We start from the raw sequence: 13,809 nt of genomic DNA, 5'->3' as shown, positions 1-13,809 counted from the left end.
TGTCTCCGTAAGGTGCCGTTCATCCCTTGACCGCGCCTGCGGTGAGACCGGCGACGATGTGCTTCTGCGCCAGCAGGAACAGAATGATCGTCGGCAAGATGGTCAGCGTGATGAAGGCCAGGATCAGGTGCCACTCGGACGAGTATTCGCCCTGATAGACCATGATACCGAGCGGCCAGGGATAGAGCGCATCGGTGTTGAGCATCACCAGCGGTAGCAGATATGCGTTCCAGCTGTTCACGAAAGTGATGGTTCCGACCGTCGCCAGGATCGGCCGCGACAACGGCAGCGTCACGTAGCGGAAGAATTTGATATAGCTGCAACCGTCGACCAGTGCTGCCTCGAGCAGCTCATAGGGGATGTCCTTGAAGAATCGACGCAGCAGCAACACGCTCATCGCCAGGCTGAAGGCGACCTGCGGCAGCGCGACGCCGAAATAGGTATCGAGCAGCCCGAGATCGCGCACTTTGATGAACAAGGGCAGCACGGCGGTCGCCGCAGGAAACAGCAGGCCGAGTGTCAGATAGCTCAGCAGCATCGAGCTGCCGTAAAACCTGACATGAGCGAAGGTGAAAGCAGCCATCGAAGCTGTGATCAGGGTCAGGGTCACCGTGAGCGTCGAAATGATCAGCGAGTTGCGCAGGAGCTGCCAGTAACGGGCGGAGAACAGGATGTCGGCATAGTTCTGCCATTCCCAGTGACGTGGCAGGCCGAAGGGGTTGACGCGCAGTTCGCCGAGCGATTTGAAGCCGCCGAGCAAGGTCGCGAGCAGCGGTACCAGCACGAAGATGGCGACGACGGCGAGGAATGCCGTCTTGAGCAGTACAGCGGGATCGAACGGCGCGCGGGTGGTCTCGGCCCTACTCATTGCGCATGAACCATCGCTTATACGTGAAGGCAAAGGTCACGCAGATCACGAACAGGATGACGCCGATGGCGCTGCCATAGCCAACTCGCATGCGCGAAATGCCGTTGTTGTAGAGGAAGCTCACCATCGTGTTGGAGGAATCCGCTGGTCCCCCGCGCGTCAGCGGCATGACGAGGTCAAACAGCTGCAGCGAGCCGACGATGGCGAAGAACACCGAGAGCCGGATCGTCGGATAGAGCAAGGGAATGACGACATGGCACAGCGCCTGCGAGCGCGTTGCGCCGTCGATCCGCGCCGCCTCGATCAGGCTCTTGTCGAGGCTCTGGAGCGCCGCGATGAACAGCATCATGTGGAAACCAAAATACTTCCACACGATCACGATCAGCACCGCCAGCATTGCGGTGTCGGTCGAGGCCAGCAGGTGCGGTGGCTCCGCACCAAAGGTCCGCCAGATGGAGGCGACGAGGCCGTAGTCGCCATCGTAGACAAAGCTGAAGATCAACCCGGTCGCGATCTCGGCCAGGATATAGGGCATGAAGAACAGCATGCGCAGCGCCACCGCACCACGAAAGCGCTCGGCGAGCATCAGAGCCAGCGTGAGCGCAAGCGGCAGCTGGATCGCGAGCGAGACTGCAATGATCAAGCCGTTGTTGCGCAGCGCGAGCCAGAAGGCGCGCGTTTCCAGCACGAAGCGGTAGTTGTCGAAGCCGATCCAATTGGTCGGCCTGCCGAAACCGTTCCAGTTGAAGCCCGAGTACCAGGCGGCCTCGCCGATCGGCAGCACCACGAACAGCGTGAACAGCAGCAGTGCCGGCGGCAGGAACAGGATCAGGACGGTGAAACGACCGTCCCAACTCGGGCCGCGCAGCGCGTGGGGGGCCGTCTCACCAGGAACACCCATCGGCGAGGCGATCGCGATCCGCCGCGCCACCGTCAGTTGCCTTGCTTCCACGCCGCTTCGATCGCTTTCGCAGCGTCCTGCGGGCTCATGCTGCCACCGGCGATCTCAGCCGTGACATCGTTGACGACGCGACCGACCGAGGGGCCGAGGCTCTGGTCATAGAAGTTCTGGTGGTAGTTCGACTTCGCGAGATTGGCCGCTATCAGCTTCATGAAAGAGTTGTTGAGGCCGACATCCGCGCCCTGCACCACGGGGATGATGTAGTTGCCCGCGGCAAGCCGCGTCTGCACATCCTTCGAGATGAAGTACTTCAGGAAATCGACCGCCTCTTTCGGCGAGCCCTTGGTGATCAGCCAGCCGGTGATGCCGCCAAGCGTATCCGTCGGCGCGCCCTTGCCGCCGGCGACGACCGGAAAATCGAACCAGCAGATCTTGTCTTCGCTCAATCCGACCTTGTCTGCGGCGAGCGCGCGCTGCAAATGATAGACTGTGCTGATCGCGAGCGTCATCGCGGCCTTGCCGTCGCCGAAATAGCCGACGGCCTGAGGGTTCTTGAAGCCGAGGAAACCGTTCTGGAACGGCTGCAGATCAACGAGCTGCTTGAACAGCTCGCCGGATTTCTGGAAGGTCTCACCGGCGAAGCCGCCATTCTCGCCACGCAACGCCGCATCGAACGCCGCCTTGCCGCCGATGCGGACCGCGAGATGGGTCCAGTAGAAGTGCAGCGGCCATTTGTCAGCGCCGCCGACCACGATCGGCGTCACGCCTGCTGCCTTGAGTGTCCTCACGGCGGCGAGCAGATCGTCCCACGTCTTGATGGCGGCAGGATCGACCTTGGCCTTGGCCATTAGGTCCTTGTTGCAGAGGAAGCCGACCTGCGACAGCGCGGTCGGCAGGCCGTAAACTTTGCCATTGCTCGTGAACGCAGCGAGCGCTGCCGGAGTGAGGGTGTCGCTGTAGCCCTTCACAGAATCGGTGATGTCATCGAGGACGCCGGCCTCGATCTGCGTCTTCAGCACGCCGCCGGCCCAGCTGTAGATGATGTTCGGCCGATCCTTGGATTGCAGGATGGTTGGCAACTTGGCCTTGTAGGCCTCGTTCTCGAGGAACTGCATCTCGACCTTGACGCCCGGATGCGACGCCTCATAGGCGCGCGCGACCTCCTCCCAGATCTTCACCTGGGCCGGATTTGCTTCGATGTGCAGCCATTTGACGGTCGTGTCGGCCGCCGCGGAACTGGCCCAAAGCAGGCATGCGGCAGCGGCGAGTCCCAGCTTGGTGAGCAGTCTCATCACATCCTCCCACTCGGTCCTTATTCTTTGGCTGCAATCCTGCCTTCAGTTTTTGAGGTACGCAACTAAAATTCTGACCTATGCACCTCACGAACGGAATGGCTAAGCTCTGGAAAAGAGTCGGGGCGAGGCACGTCGCGTCGCCCGCAACAAACTGAGAGGGTCCCCATGACTGCCATCTATTCCGACCTCGCCGGCAAGGTCGTGCTCGTCACCGGGGGTGCAGCGGGAATTGGCGCTGCGATCGTAAGGCGCTTCGCGGAGCAAAAATCCAACGTCGTGTTCTTCGACATCAAGGTCGACGAGGGCCAGCGCCTCGCGCGCGAGCTGTCGGATCAAGGACTGGCTGCGCATTTCCAGCACGTCGACCTGACCGACATCCCCGCGCTGCGCGCTGGCGTCGTGGAGGCACGTAAGGCGCATGGCGCGATCAACATCCTGATCAACAACGCGGCGCACGACGAGCGGCACAACACTGAGGAGATGACGCCGGAATATTGGGACGACCGCGTCGCTGTAAATCTGAAGCACCAATTCTTCGCGTCGCAGGCGGTGCTGCCGGACATGAAGGCGGCGCAAGCCGGGGCCATCATCAATTTCGGCTCGGTGTCGTGGATCGCGGGGCAAGGCGGCATGGCCGCCTACACCGCCAGCAAATCGGGTGTGATCGGCCTGACGCGCTCATTGGCACGCGACTACGGCCCCTACAACATCCGCGTCAACGCGATCGCGCCGGGCTGGATCATGACCGAACGGCAGCTCGAGAAATGGATGACGCCGGCGGGCGAGATCGAACTGCAGCAGCGACAGTGCCTGAAGCGCAGGCTGGTGCCGGACGAGGTCGCGAAGTTCACCGTCTTCCTCGCCTCCGATGAGGCCTCCGCCTGCACCGCTCAACACTACATCGTCGACGGCGGCTGGGTGTGAGATGCTTCAAGAATTGATGGGCGCACCAGGGCTCGAATCTGGGACCCGCTGATTAAGAGGCGCATGACTTGTTCGAACAATCAACACTATTCCGACAAACGCGCCTTCAAACCTGCATTGAACCCACAACGGCTTTTCTTTTTGTCAGAATGGCCCGGCACCCTTCGGACGCGGTTCGTCTAACGCAGTGTTGCGGAGCTTTGATGTTGGGGCGATGCTTCCAACCCGTCCGCTTTGCGCCGAAAGCGGTGCTCCCTGCTCTCTTATCAAGCAGTAATCTTGAGAGTCTACTTTGAGGCCCGGTCTGAGCTAACGCCGGCATTCGGCGTCTATCTGCCGCCGGGTTGCTTCAACAGCTGTGGAACCGCTGGCTGTGAAGTAGCTCACATCGCGCGAGACAATCTACGTGTATCCGTCGTGTCGGGTGGAAATGGCAGACGGAGATGCGCATGAAACGCCTCATGCTCTCGCTCATTGTAGCCCTTGTTATCGCCGGTGCGGCCACGAATGTGTTCAGATCGCACGCACTGTTCCATTTCGGTCAGAGTGGCATGCCATCCATCCAGGAACTGCAGACGGCTCAGGCGGGCAAACTCCCCGAACAGGCTATGCAGGACCGCTCTGTCCTGTTTGCGAAAGAGCCGGCTCAGTAGGGCGCACCGCCCGCTCTCAGGCTGTCCCGGTTTACTCGGCCGCCGCGGTTGCGGGGCGCGGCCGTCCATCGTTCGGTCCCGTTCGCGCCATCTGCTCGTCGAGCCAGAGGCTGTGGTGTTCGCGCGCCCAGTTGACGTCGACCTCGCCTGAGCCCATCGCTTCGAACGCACCTTCCATTCCGACGGTGCCGATATAGATGTGCCCGATCATCGCCGCGACAAACAGCACGGCCACAATGGAGTGGACGATCTGGGCCATCTGCATGCCCTCGATCCCGGTCATATAGAACGGGAACATCAGCGCGTACCCCGTGGCTGCAACCAAGCCGCCACCGATCACGACGATCCAGTAGATCATCTTCTGCCCGGCATTGAAGCGATAGGCCGGCGGATGATCGTGACCGATCATGCCGCCGCCGCGCTTGGCCCAATCGACATCCACCTTGTTCGGGATATTGCCGCCGATCCACATCAGGAAGATCAGGACGACGCCGATGGTGAACGGGAAACTCAGATAGATGTGGGCGTACTTTGCCCATTGCGACCATTCGGAGAAAGCTTCGAAGCCGATCAGCGGCAGCAGCAATGGCCGGCCGAACGTGATGTTCAGCCCGGAAATGGCCAAGACAATGAAGCAGGTCGCGGTCATCCAGTGCACGAAGCGTTCAAACGTGTTGAAGCGCACGATGGTGCGGCCCGACCGTCCGGCTTCGAGGCGTACCATCCCGACGGTGAGATAGAAGATCACGATGGCCGCGATCATGCCGAGGATGGCAACGCCGCCAATCCAGCGCAGCGTCACGTTGCGGAATTCCCGCCATTCCCGCCCCTGCGGCTGCTCGAGAACGCCCGACCGCTGGTCGGGAATGCTGACGCGCCCCTGGATCCGGTTGAGCTCCTGCAGAAGCTGCTGCTCCTTGGCCGCACTTGCGGTCGGATTGACCTGCTGAGCACTTGCGGGCGCCGCCATGACCAAAAGAAGCAGCGCGCACGCGCCGAAAGCCAGGCGAATGATCCTTTCAAATGACGCCATCACGTCCTCCCGGTGTTGCGCGCCCTTCGGCTGCCCATTTCAGGACTCGATCGCCTCACGATACGCGGTCTTCCAGCCCCACGCGCCGGAGCCGTAGCCGCGCTTCATGACGCGCTCCTTGTAGATCTGGGCAATGATCTCGCCGTCGCCCGCAAGCAACGACTTGGTCGAGCACATTTCGGCGCATAGCGGCAGCTTGCCTTCGGCCAGCCGATTCGCGCCGTATTTCTCGTATTCCTCCTTGCTGCCGTCGGCCTCCGGGCCGCCAGCGCAATAGGTGCATTTGTCCATCTTGCCACGCGAGCCGAAGTTCCCAACCTTCGGATATTGCGGCGCGCCGAAGGGACAGGCGTAGAAGCAATAACCGCAGCCGATGCAGAGATCCTTGGAGTGCAGCACCACGGCATCCGCGGTGGTGTAGAAGCAGTCTACCGGGCACACCGCCGCACAAGGCGCGTCCGTGCAGTGCATGCAGGCCATCGAGATCGAGCGCTCGCCCGGCTTGCCGTCATTGATGGTGACGACGCGGCGCCGGTTGATGCCCCAGGGCACCTCGTGCTCGTTCTTGCAGGCGGTGACGCAGGCGTTGCATTCGATGCAGCGATCGGCGTCGCAGAGAAACTTCATACGTGCCATCGTCGTTGCTCCTTATGCCGCCGCGATCTGGCAGAGAGTGACCTTGGGCTCTTGCATGCCCGTCGCAGGGTCGTATCCGTACGTAGTGATCGTGTTGGCGCTTTCGCCAAGCACGATCGGGTCGGTGCCCTTCGGGTAGGCACTGCGGAGATCCTTGCCTGCCAGCCAGCCGCCGAAATGGAAGGGCATCCAGGCGACGCCCTTGCCAACACGCTCGGTGACGAGCGCCTTCATCCTCGCACTGGAACTGTTCTCCGCGCCCGTGACCCAGACCCAGCCGCCGTCCTTGACGCCGCGATCGGCGGCATCGGCCGGATTGATCTCGATGAACATGTCCTGCTGCAGTTCTGCAAGCCACGGATTGGTACGCGTCTCCTCGCCGCCGCCCTCATACTCGACCAAACGGCCGGAGGAGAGGATCAGCGGGAACTGCTTGGCAATCCCTCTCTCCACCGCGGCCTTCTGCACCGAGAAGCCGATATTGGGCATACGAAACTGTTTGGCATCGGGCAGCGTCGGATATTTCTCGACGAGGTCGACGCGTGGCGTGTAGATCGGCTCGCGATGAACCGGAATCGGATCAGGCAGGCCGAATGCGTTCATGCGTGCCTTGCCATTGCCATAAGGCACGCAGCCATGCTTGAGCGCGACCCGCTGGATGCCCCCCGAGAGATCGAGCGACCACGACACCGAATCCGGATTAGTCGGATTGACCCTCATGATCGTGGCCATCTCCGCTTCGGTGAGATCGGTGTCCCAGCCCAACTTCTTCAGGCTTGCCAGCGTGAATTCGGGATAGCCGTCCTGGATGTCGGAATCCTTGGAATACGATTTGTCGGCCAGCATGCTGACCTTGCGCGTGGTCCCGTCCGGCAGTTTCTCCTCGCGCTCGACGCCAAAGCGTGGCCGGAACGTGCCGCCGCCGTCCATCACCGCGAGATTGGTGTTATAGAGCAATGGGGTGCCGGGATGCCGGACTTCCGGCGAACCCCAGCATGGCCACGGCAGGCCGTAATAATCGCCGCCGACCTCGGGATCGTCCTTGGGCGCGCGCATCGTCAGCATGTCGAACTTCGCCTGGTTCTTCATGTGCGCCTTGAGCCGCTCCGGCGACTGGCCGCAATAGCCGGTCGACCAGCTGCCGCGGTTCATCTCGCGCAGCACATCTTCTGCTTCAGGCAGGTTGTTCTCGACCTTGATCTTCTTGAACATCTGGTCGGCGAAGCCGAGCTTCTTGGCCATGAGATAGATGACCTCGAGATCGTCCTTGGATTCGAAGATCGGCTTCACGATCTGCTCGCCCCATTGCAGCGAGCGGTTCGAGGCGACGCGAGATCCCTTGCACTCGAATTGCGTGGCCACCGGAAGAATGTAGATGCCATCCTTGCGGCCGGCCTCCACCGCCAGCGAAGCCCAGGTCGTGGGATGCGGGTCGGCAATGACAAGTAGGTCCAGCGCCTTCAGGCCCTTGAGAGACTCCGGAATGCGCGTGATGCTGTTGCTGGCGTGTCCCTGAACGAACACGGCCCGCACGTTGTCCTTCTGAGCGACTTGATCTTTCGGCAGCGTCACCGCCTCGAACCAGCGGGTCAGCGGAATGCCGGGAGTTTCCATGATCTGCTTGGAATCGAAGCGCGCCTTCAGGAACTCGTAGTCAACCTCCCAGACTCGTGACCAGTGCTTCCAGGCACCCTCGGCGAGGCCGTAGTAGAACGGCAACGTCACGATATCGAGCCCGACATCGGTCGCGCCCTGCACGTTATCGTGGCCACGGAAGATGTTGGCGCCCATGCCCGGTCCGCCGACATTGCCGGTCATCAGCAGCAGGATGCAGCTCGCCCGCACATTGGCGGTGCCAACGGTCTTCTGGGTCTGGCCCATGGCCCAGATCAGCGTCGACGGCTTCTCGGTGGCGAACATCTTGGCCACCCGCTTGAGCTGTTCGCCGGGAATGCCGGCGACCCGCTCGACCTCTTGCGGATTCCATTTCTCCACTTCCTTGCGAAGATCGTCGAAGCCGTAGACGCGCTGCTTGATGAATTCCTTGTCCTCCCAGCCGTTCTGAAGGATGTGCCACATGATGCCGTAGAGCACCGGAATGTCGGTGCCCGGACGCATCCGCACATATTCCGTCGCGTGCGCCGCGGTGCGCGTCAAACGCGGGTCGATGACGATGAAGTTGGCCTTTTGCAGTTCCTTGCCCTCGAGCAGGTGCTGCAACGAAACTGGATGCGCCTCCGCCGGATTGCCACCCATGATCATCTGGGTCTTGGCATTGCGAATGTCGTTGTAGCTGTTGGTCATCGCACCGTAGCCCCAGGTATTGGCGACGCCGGTGACGGTGGTCGAATGGCAGATGCGTGCCTGATGGTCGGTGTTATTGGTGCCCCAGAACGCCCCGAGCTTGCGGAACAGATAAGAGCCTTCATTAGTCATCTTGGCCGAGCCGAGCCAATAAACGGAGTCGGGCCCCGATTTTTCACGAACCTCGAGGATCTTGTCGCCAATCTCGTTGATCGCAGTCTCCCAGGAGACGCGCGTCCATTGGCCATTCACGAGCTTCATCGGATAGCGCAGGCGCCGCTCGCTGTGCACCAGTTCGCGCACGGAAGCACCCTTCGCGCAATGAGACCCGCGATTGATGGGGGACTCCCAGGTCGGCTCCTGGCCGATCCAGACCCCGTTCAATACCTCCGCGGTCACGGTGCATCCGACCGAGCAATGCGTACAGATGCTTTTCCTGACGGTCGCGCCAGCGGTCAGCGGACCCGCCACGGCCGCTTCCGCTTTGCGCACGCCTGAAACCGGCATGGTGCCGAGTGCCGCGAGTGCGCCACCCGCAAGACCGGACCGGCGCAGGAAGGTGCGGCGATCGAGGCCGGTGGTCTGGCTTGCGAGGGTATTCGCGACGGAGCCGCGGCGATCGGAATGCTGGCATGTTCGCTTGATGAGCACGGGCGGCCTCCCTCTCAAGCCGGATAGCGATTGACGCGGTAATAGGCCTTCACGTGGTCGGTTTCCTTGTAGCGCGCCTTGCGCTTCTCATCGTCCTTCTCGCTGTCCGCCTGCGCGGAGCCGACCAGCGGCGTCGCGAGCGTCGCGCCGGCGCCGACCGTGCCGATGCCGACCTTGCGCAAGAAGTCGCGGCGTCCGACCTTGGCTTTGGTTTCTTCACTCATCGCATCTCTCCCGGACCGACGCGCGTCGATCAGTTGGCGAATGTGAATGCTTCCGTCTCGATCCCGATGAAGGTGCGACCGAGCGCGCCGACCGCCCGATAGAAGCGGGCGTGCCCGGCGCTCTCGATGTCGGCGAATAGCCGCCCCATCCAGGGCGACACATGGTTTTCGAAGAAGACGCGCTGGGCCTCGGGCGAAACGCCGAAGTGTCCGTCGGCAAGGCCCGACATGATCTCGCAGAGGATGGCGGCGGAATCCTCGGGCTCCGGATTGTTGGCAATCCGCTCGATGCCGAGCCTCGCCAAGTCCGCACGCAGGCGCGACAATGGCCGTTCGTTGAGGAAGCCGGTGAGATAATAAGAGGCGTAAGGCAGTAATTCGCCGCGACCGAGCCCCACGAACAGATCGAAATATTCGCGCTCGATCTTTGTTGCTACGGCGCTCGAGGCGGCGTCGGCGAGCGTCACATGCGCGCGCCCGAGTGGCGTTGCGTCACCAGTCAATGCGGCAAGCCGGTCGAGCAATCGTCTCGACGGGGGAGCAGACAGCAGCGTTGCCAGCAGCGCGTATTCCTGCGCACGCGCCGCATCGACGGGATCGACGAGCTCTGGGGAGACGGCTTGTTCGCTGTAGAGATCGGGCCGCAGGTCGTTGCGAGGAACGCCGGTGGCGAGTTCGACTGCAATCACCCGTTGTGCGGGCACGCGAGTCCAGTTCGAGACGGACGGCTGGCTGATGCCGATCTTGCGCGCAAGCCGAGCGATGCCGCCTGCGGCATCGATCGCGCGATCAAGCCCGTCATCACGCACGTGGACCTCCCATCCAAGAGTCCCGTCTGCTTGATTATTGCTTTTTTAACAAAGCACTAAGGAAAAGCGTATTCCCGGTTCCGCGAACCGTCAATCGCCCGCCCATAGCCCCGGCCTATAGTCTTTGGTCGTGCTGCTCAGCGCGGCAGTGCACCACCGTGCACACGCGGCCGGACGGGCTCGGCAAAATCCGCAGATCTGTCCGCCACCGTCGGTTGCACTGCAGCAGAGATCGCGGGGTGTTCCGCCTCGACCGGCGGCTCGACGACATCGGATACAGCTGTCGCATCGACTTGATGCAATTGTGCCGAAGAATCCGCGGTTTCGATCGGCGCCTCGGGGAGAGACCGGACTGCCTCACGCACCCCGCCGACGATGCGATCGACAAGTGCGGCCAGTTCCTCCGAGGAGCAATCGAGTGGTCCAAAACCCGGCATCGCGGTCGGATCATTGAAGTCCCACGCATTCTCCGCGAGCCCGACAAAGTCGCGAATGGCGGGATCGGCCGCCCAGGCGCGGCGAAGGGCCGCACGGCTCAACTCCTGCGGAATACCCTTGCTCAGGAAGGCGGTGATGTCCGTCGCAGCGTTGATCTCGTCGATCGACGGCAGGCTCGAGAGATCGACCTCGCTCTCGTCGTCCTTGACCTGGGACGGCGGCGTGGGCTGCGCCCCGACAGGCTTCGCCGGTTCCGCCTGCGACTCGCGCTTGCGGCGTGACCAGCGTGCAAGGAACTCCTCGTCACTCATTCCTGTCCGCCTTCATGTTCGCGGCGCGCCAGCGCCTCCGGGTCGGCGCGGCGCCGCTCGCGCTTGACGAATTCCCGCTCGACATGGTGCTCGGCCACGAACCTTTCAATTACTTCGCGCAGCACCTCCGGCATTGGCACGGCCTCGACGAGATTGTCGGCCGCTTCGGTAAAACCCTCGCCCTCCGCGGGATCGGCGGTAGCCGCGGTGACGGCATAGGGCCAGGCGCCTTCCGAGGGCGACAGCACAATCCAGATACTCGGACTGCCCGAGGCGAGATTGTCGCGATAGCGCGCCGTCTCGGACGGGTAGAGATCGACGGTCGCGCTTCCGGCATAGAACAGCGTCGTGCCGTCCTGCTCGCGAAGCACGGTCCACGGACTTGTGGCCGGCTCGTCCGGCAGGACGGCGATCCCGCGCCAGACGAAATCGACCCAGGGCGAGTCAGCCTTGCGCCGCTCGACCACGACACCAATGGCAATGGACAACAATGGTAGCGCCGCAGGGCTCATGTCACCATCTCCAGGCGCTTCACCGGCAGCCCGGTCAGCAGATTCTGCGGCTTCAACCGGAGCTTCTGATCCGTCGTCATCGACAAAATCAGGTAGACCGGCTCGTCCCTGACATCGTCAAGCGCGTGGCTTGAATCCGCGAAGGTCAGCCGGAACAGTGCGAGCACCCGGTCGGCGCTGCCCTGATCGAGTTCCTCGCCGTGCCAGAGGCGGTCGCCGAGCCTGGTGGCGTCAGCATCGAGACCGACATACCAGCTGAGCTTCACGTCCTGCAACGCGCGTAGCGGCTCGATCACGACGTCGATGCCGAGCAGATGGGAGATCCAACGCATCATCGCCTGCGCCAGCGCGGTTGGTCCGCGTCCTCCGGCCGTGAGGTCAAGGGCCATGTCGAACTGGTCGCTGCGCTGCCAATAGGCCTCGACATTCTCCTCGCTCAACACGTCGACGACCGCATCGGTCGTGGCGCCCAGCATCGACATCAGAGAGAGAACCGGGGTCGGAGTCCGGCCGCCGACGATCTCCTCGTCGCCGAGCAGCAGGGCCTGTTCGTGCGGCAGGATCCGCTGCATCCGAAAGAACAGCTCGGCCGCGCGCAGCACGAACGGATCGTCGCAACCATCAAGTGCATTGCGCATGATGACATGCACGAGCTGATTGACGAACAGCGGCGGCAGGTCGTTCGCGCCTGATCGCACTGATGCAAGATAGGCGGCTTCGAGCGTCGGATGTCGCAACAGGAGGTCGCGAAAGGCCAGCACGAACTGCCAGTTCTCCCGGGCGTCGGGATCGGCAATCCCGGCGAGGTCGCCGACGCTGACCGCTTGGCGCGGGTCGGCGAGCAATTCACGGTGCAGCCTGCGTTCGACCGGGCACGCATCCTCCGGCGGCATCAGTTCGGGACGGGCGATATAGGCCTTGAGGAATTCGTCGGTGACGCACAGTCCACCGCCCTCCTCACGCTCGAGCAGATGATGGCCGCAGGCGATCCAGAAATCGTTCATCTGGCGGTTGGCCCCCGACCCAGATCCGTAAGCTTGAGATTGCCGTCAGGCTCGATGTCATCCTCCATTTCCATGAACGAGAACGCCTTGCCATGCCCCTGCCCTTCGCGAAGCTGTAGCCGGCGGAAGGCCTCGCGGACCTCGCCGTCATTTGCCGTCCGGTGCACCGCAATAAGGGAGCTGATCGGATGGCTGCAGAGCGACTGCGAAAAGGCGACCTCTTCTTCCGCGGCCGTCTTCGCAGTCGCCATGTCCGGCGCTCCGAAACGATCGACGAGTTGCCTGGCAAGGAGATCGACCAGGCTGCGGTAATCCTCCTCGGTTGCCGGAACGATCTGCGCCAGCGTCGACCATCCCCAGGACTGCACCCCGAGGAAACCGCCGCGAAACGCCGCGCGCTCCTTGCCTTCGAGCTTTCCGCCACCGCGATCCCAGAAGCGGAAAGCGCCGGAGACCGCCCATTCACCCGGCCCCGCCGCCACGTCGAACACGAAGGTGTCGGAAGGATCGAGCGCGATGGTACGTAGGAGCTTCACAGTCGCGGCCCTCCGCGTGCCGGATCGAGCCAGGATGGCGCCGCGAGCGCCTGCACGAGGTCGCAACGTTCGATCGCGGCCATCCCGATCCGGCGCGTGAGGAGATCGCTGCGATCGTCGATGCGCTGAACGGTCTGCCGCTCGCGCGGCATGCGGGACAGATATTCGCGCGCGACGCCGTCAAAACCGTCCGCCTGCCAGCCGTCGAATGCCAGCATCAGGTGCCGGGCAAAGCTCTCCGTGATCTGCGCCGCGCCGGCCGCACCAAAGCCTTCCAGGTCGAGCGCCGAGGCGAGCGGATGAACACCAGGCTCGTCGTCATTCATGGCAATCGTCCGGATCATCGCGCCGAACACCAGCCACGGCGGCGGCTCCTCCTCAACGGCCGCGAGAGGCCATCCCATGCGACCGCCGCCGATCAGACCTCCGTCGATCCTGACGGCGTCCGGCCAACCGATCGCGATCGACTTGCTCGGCGGCGCGTAGGCGCGCAGGGCATCGGTGAGCGCGACCATGCCGGCGTAGAACGCGCGTCGCGCGCCGCGCAGCGGCTCGGTCGGCTCAAGCACCACGGCGAACTCCGCCAGGTCAAAGCGCCCAACATAGACGAGCGTGCCGGCGCCACTCTCCGGTGCAATGCGGCATGCGTGGGCAAAAGCGTCGCCACTCTCGCGCAACCGCACCAATGTGAACGGCGGCGGCAGGTGGAT

Annotated in this window: 15 protein-coding genes; 2 read left to right on the top strand and 13 right to left on the bottom strand. The window is 62.8% G+C overall.

What is annotated here, in order from left to right:
- Positions 1–19: 19 nt before the first annotated feature.
- From NLM27_RS04195 to NLM27_RS04185, 3 genes are read right to left on the bottom strand one after another with little or no spacing between them, the layout of a single operon-like run.
- Positions 20–868: a carbohydrate ABC transporter permease gene (locus NLM27_RS04195; RefSeq protein WP_254142143.1), complete on the bottom strand. Its 849-nt coding sequence runs from the start codon at positions 866–868 to the stop codon at positions 20–22.
- A complete protein-coding gene (locus NLM27_RS04190) occupies positions 861–1,799 on the bottom strand; it encodes a carbohydrate ABC transporter permease (RefSeq protein ID WP_375142314.1) in 939 nt (312 codons plus the stop codon). The genes NLM27_RS04195 and NLM27_RS04190 overlap by 8 nt, the downstream gene beginning before the upstream one ends.
- A gap of 2 nt (positions 1,800–1,801) precedes the next feature.
- Positions 1,802–3,061 carry an extracellular solute-binding protein gene (locus NLM27_RS04185; protein WP_254142142.1) on the bottom strand — a complete coding sequence of 420 codons (1,260 nt, stop codon included), beginning with the start codon at positions 3,059–3,061 and terminating at the stop codon, positions 1,802–1,804.
- A gap of 168 nt (positions 3,062–3,229) precedes the next feature.
- Between NLM27_RS04185 and NLM27_RS04180 the strand changes: the two genes are divergently transcribed.
- Both NLM27_RS04180 and NLM27_RS04175 read left to right on the top strand, forming a co-directional pair.
- Positions 3,230–3,988, top strand: coding sequence for an SDR family NAD(P)-dependent oxidoreductase (locus tag NLM27_RS04180; RefSeq protein WP_254142141.1), 759 nt, complete (start codon positions 3,230–3,232; stop codon positions 3,986–3,988).
- 449 nt (positions 3,989–4,437) lie between these two features.
- A complete protein-coding gene (locus NLM27_RS04175) occupies positions 4,438–4,641 on the top strand; it encodes a hypothetical protein (RefSeq protein ID WP_254142140.1) in 204 nt (67 codons plus the stop codon).
- Between the two features lie 31 nt (positions 4,642–4,672).
- Here NLM27_RS04175 and NLM27_RS04170 read toward each other — a convergent pair whose 3' ends face one another.
- From NLM27_RS04170 to NLM27_RS04125, 10 genes are all read right to left on the bottom strand, one after another.
- Entirely contained in the window at positions 4,673–5,674 is a 1,002-nt protein-coding gene (locus tag NLM27_RS04170) for a formate dehydrogenase subunit gamma (protein WP_254142139.1), read from the bottom strand.
- 39 nt (positions 5,675–5,713) lie between these two features.
- Complete coding sequence (gene fdh3B / locus NLM27_RS04165) at positions 5,714–6,310, bottom strand: formate dehydrogenase FDH3 subunit beta (protein WP_254142138.1); 597 nt, start codon at positions 6,308–6,310, stop codon at positions 5,714–5,716.
- Between the two features lie 12 nt (positions 6,311–6,322).
- Positions 6,323–9,265, bottom strand: a complete 2,943-nt coding sequence (locus tag NLM27_RS04160; RefSeq protein ID WP_254142137.1) for a formate dehydrogenase subunit alpha — start codon at positions 9,263–9,265, stop codon at positions 6,323–6,325.
- 14 nt (positions 9,266–9,279) lie between these two features.
- Positions 9,280–9,489, bottom strand: coding sequence for a twin-arginine translocation signal domain-containing protein (locus NLM27_RS04155; RefSeq protein WP_254142136.1), 210 nt, complete (start codon positions 9,487–9,489; stop codon positions 9,280–9,282).
- Positions 9,490–9,518: 29 nt separating this feature from the next.
- On the bottom strand, positions 9,519–10,298 hold the full coding sequence (locus tag NLM27_RS04150) for a molecular chaperone TorD family protein (protein ID WP_254142135.1): 780 nt from the start codon (positions 10,296–10,298) through the stop codon (positions 9,519–9,521).
- Positions 10,299–10,435: 137 nt separating this feature from the next.
- Entirely contained in the window at positions 10,436–11,047 is a 612-nt protein-coding gene (locus NLM27_RS04145) for a DUF3306 domain-containing protein (RefSeq protein WP_254142134.1), read from the bottom strand.
- The gene (locus tag NLM27_RS04140) at positions 11,044–11,559 is read right to left on the bottom strand and encodes a DUF3305 domain-containing protein (RefSeq protein ID WP_254142133.1); all 516 of its coding nucleotides are present in this window, start codon (positions 11,557–11,559) and stop codon (positions 11,044–11,046) included. Before NLM27_RS04140 ends, NLM27_RS04145 begins: the two co-directional genes overlap by 4 nt.
- Entirely contained in the window at positions 11,556–12,563 is a 1,008-nt protein-coding gene (locus NLM27_RS04135) for a DUF6352 family protein (protein WP_254142132.1), read from the bottom strand. Before NLM27_RS04135 ends, NLM27_RS04140 begins: the two co-directional genes overlap by 4 nt.
- The gene (locus NLM27_RS04130) at positions 12,560–13,099 is read right to left on the bottom strand and encodes a DUF6505 family protein (protein WP_254142131.1); all 540 of its coding nucleotides are present in this window, start codon (positions 13,097–13,099) and stop codon (positions 12,560–12,562) included. The genes NLM27_RS04135 and NLM27_RS04130 overlap by 4 nt, the downstream gene beginning before the upstream one ends.
- Complete coding sequence (locus tag NLM27_RS04125) at positions 13,096–13,782, bottom strand: biotin/lipoate--protein ligase family protein (protein ID WP_309144736.1); 687 nt, start codon at positions 13,780–13,782, stop codon at positions 13,096–13,098. Before NLM27_RS04125 ends, NLM27_RS04130 begins: the two co-directional genes overlap by 4 nt.
- Between the last annotated feature and the right edge of the window lie 27 nt (positions 13,783–13,809).

Origin of the sequence: Bradyrhizobium sp. CCGB12, from assembly GCF_024199845.1 — a bacterium.
Lineage (GTDB): Bacteria > Pseudomonadota > Alphaproteobacteria > Rhizobiales > Xanthobacteraceae > Bradyrhizobium.
Note: the sequence above shows the minus strand (reverse complement) of the source record. Positions and strands in the feature narration are given on the sequence as shown.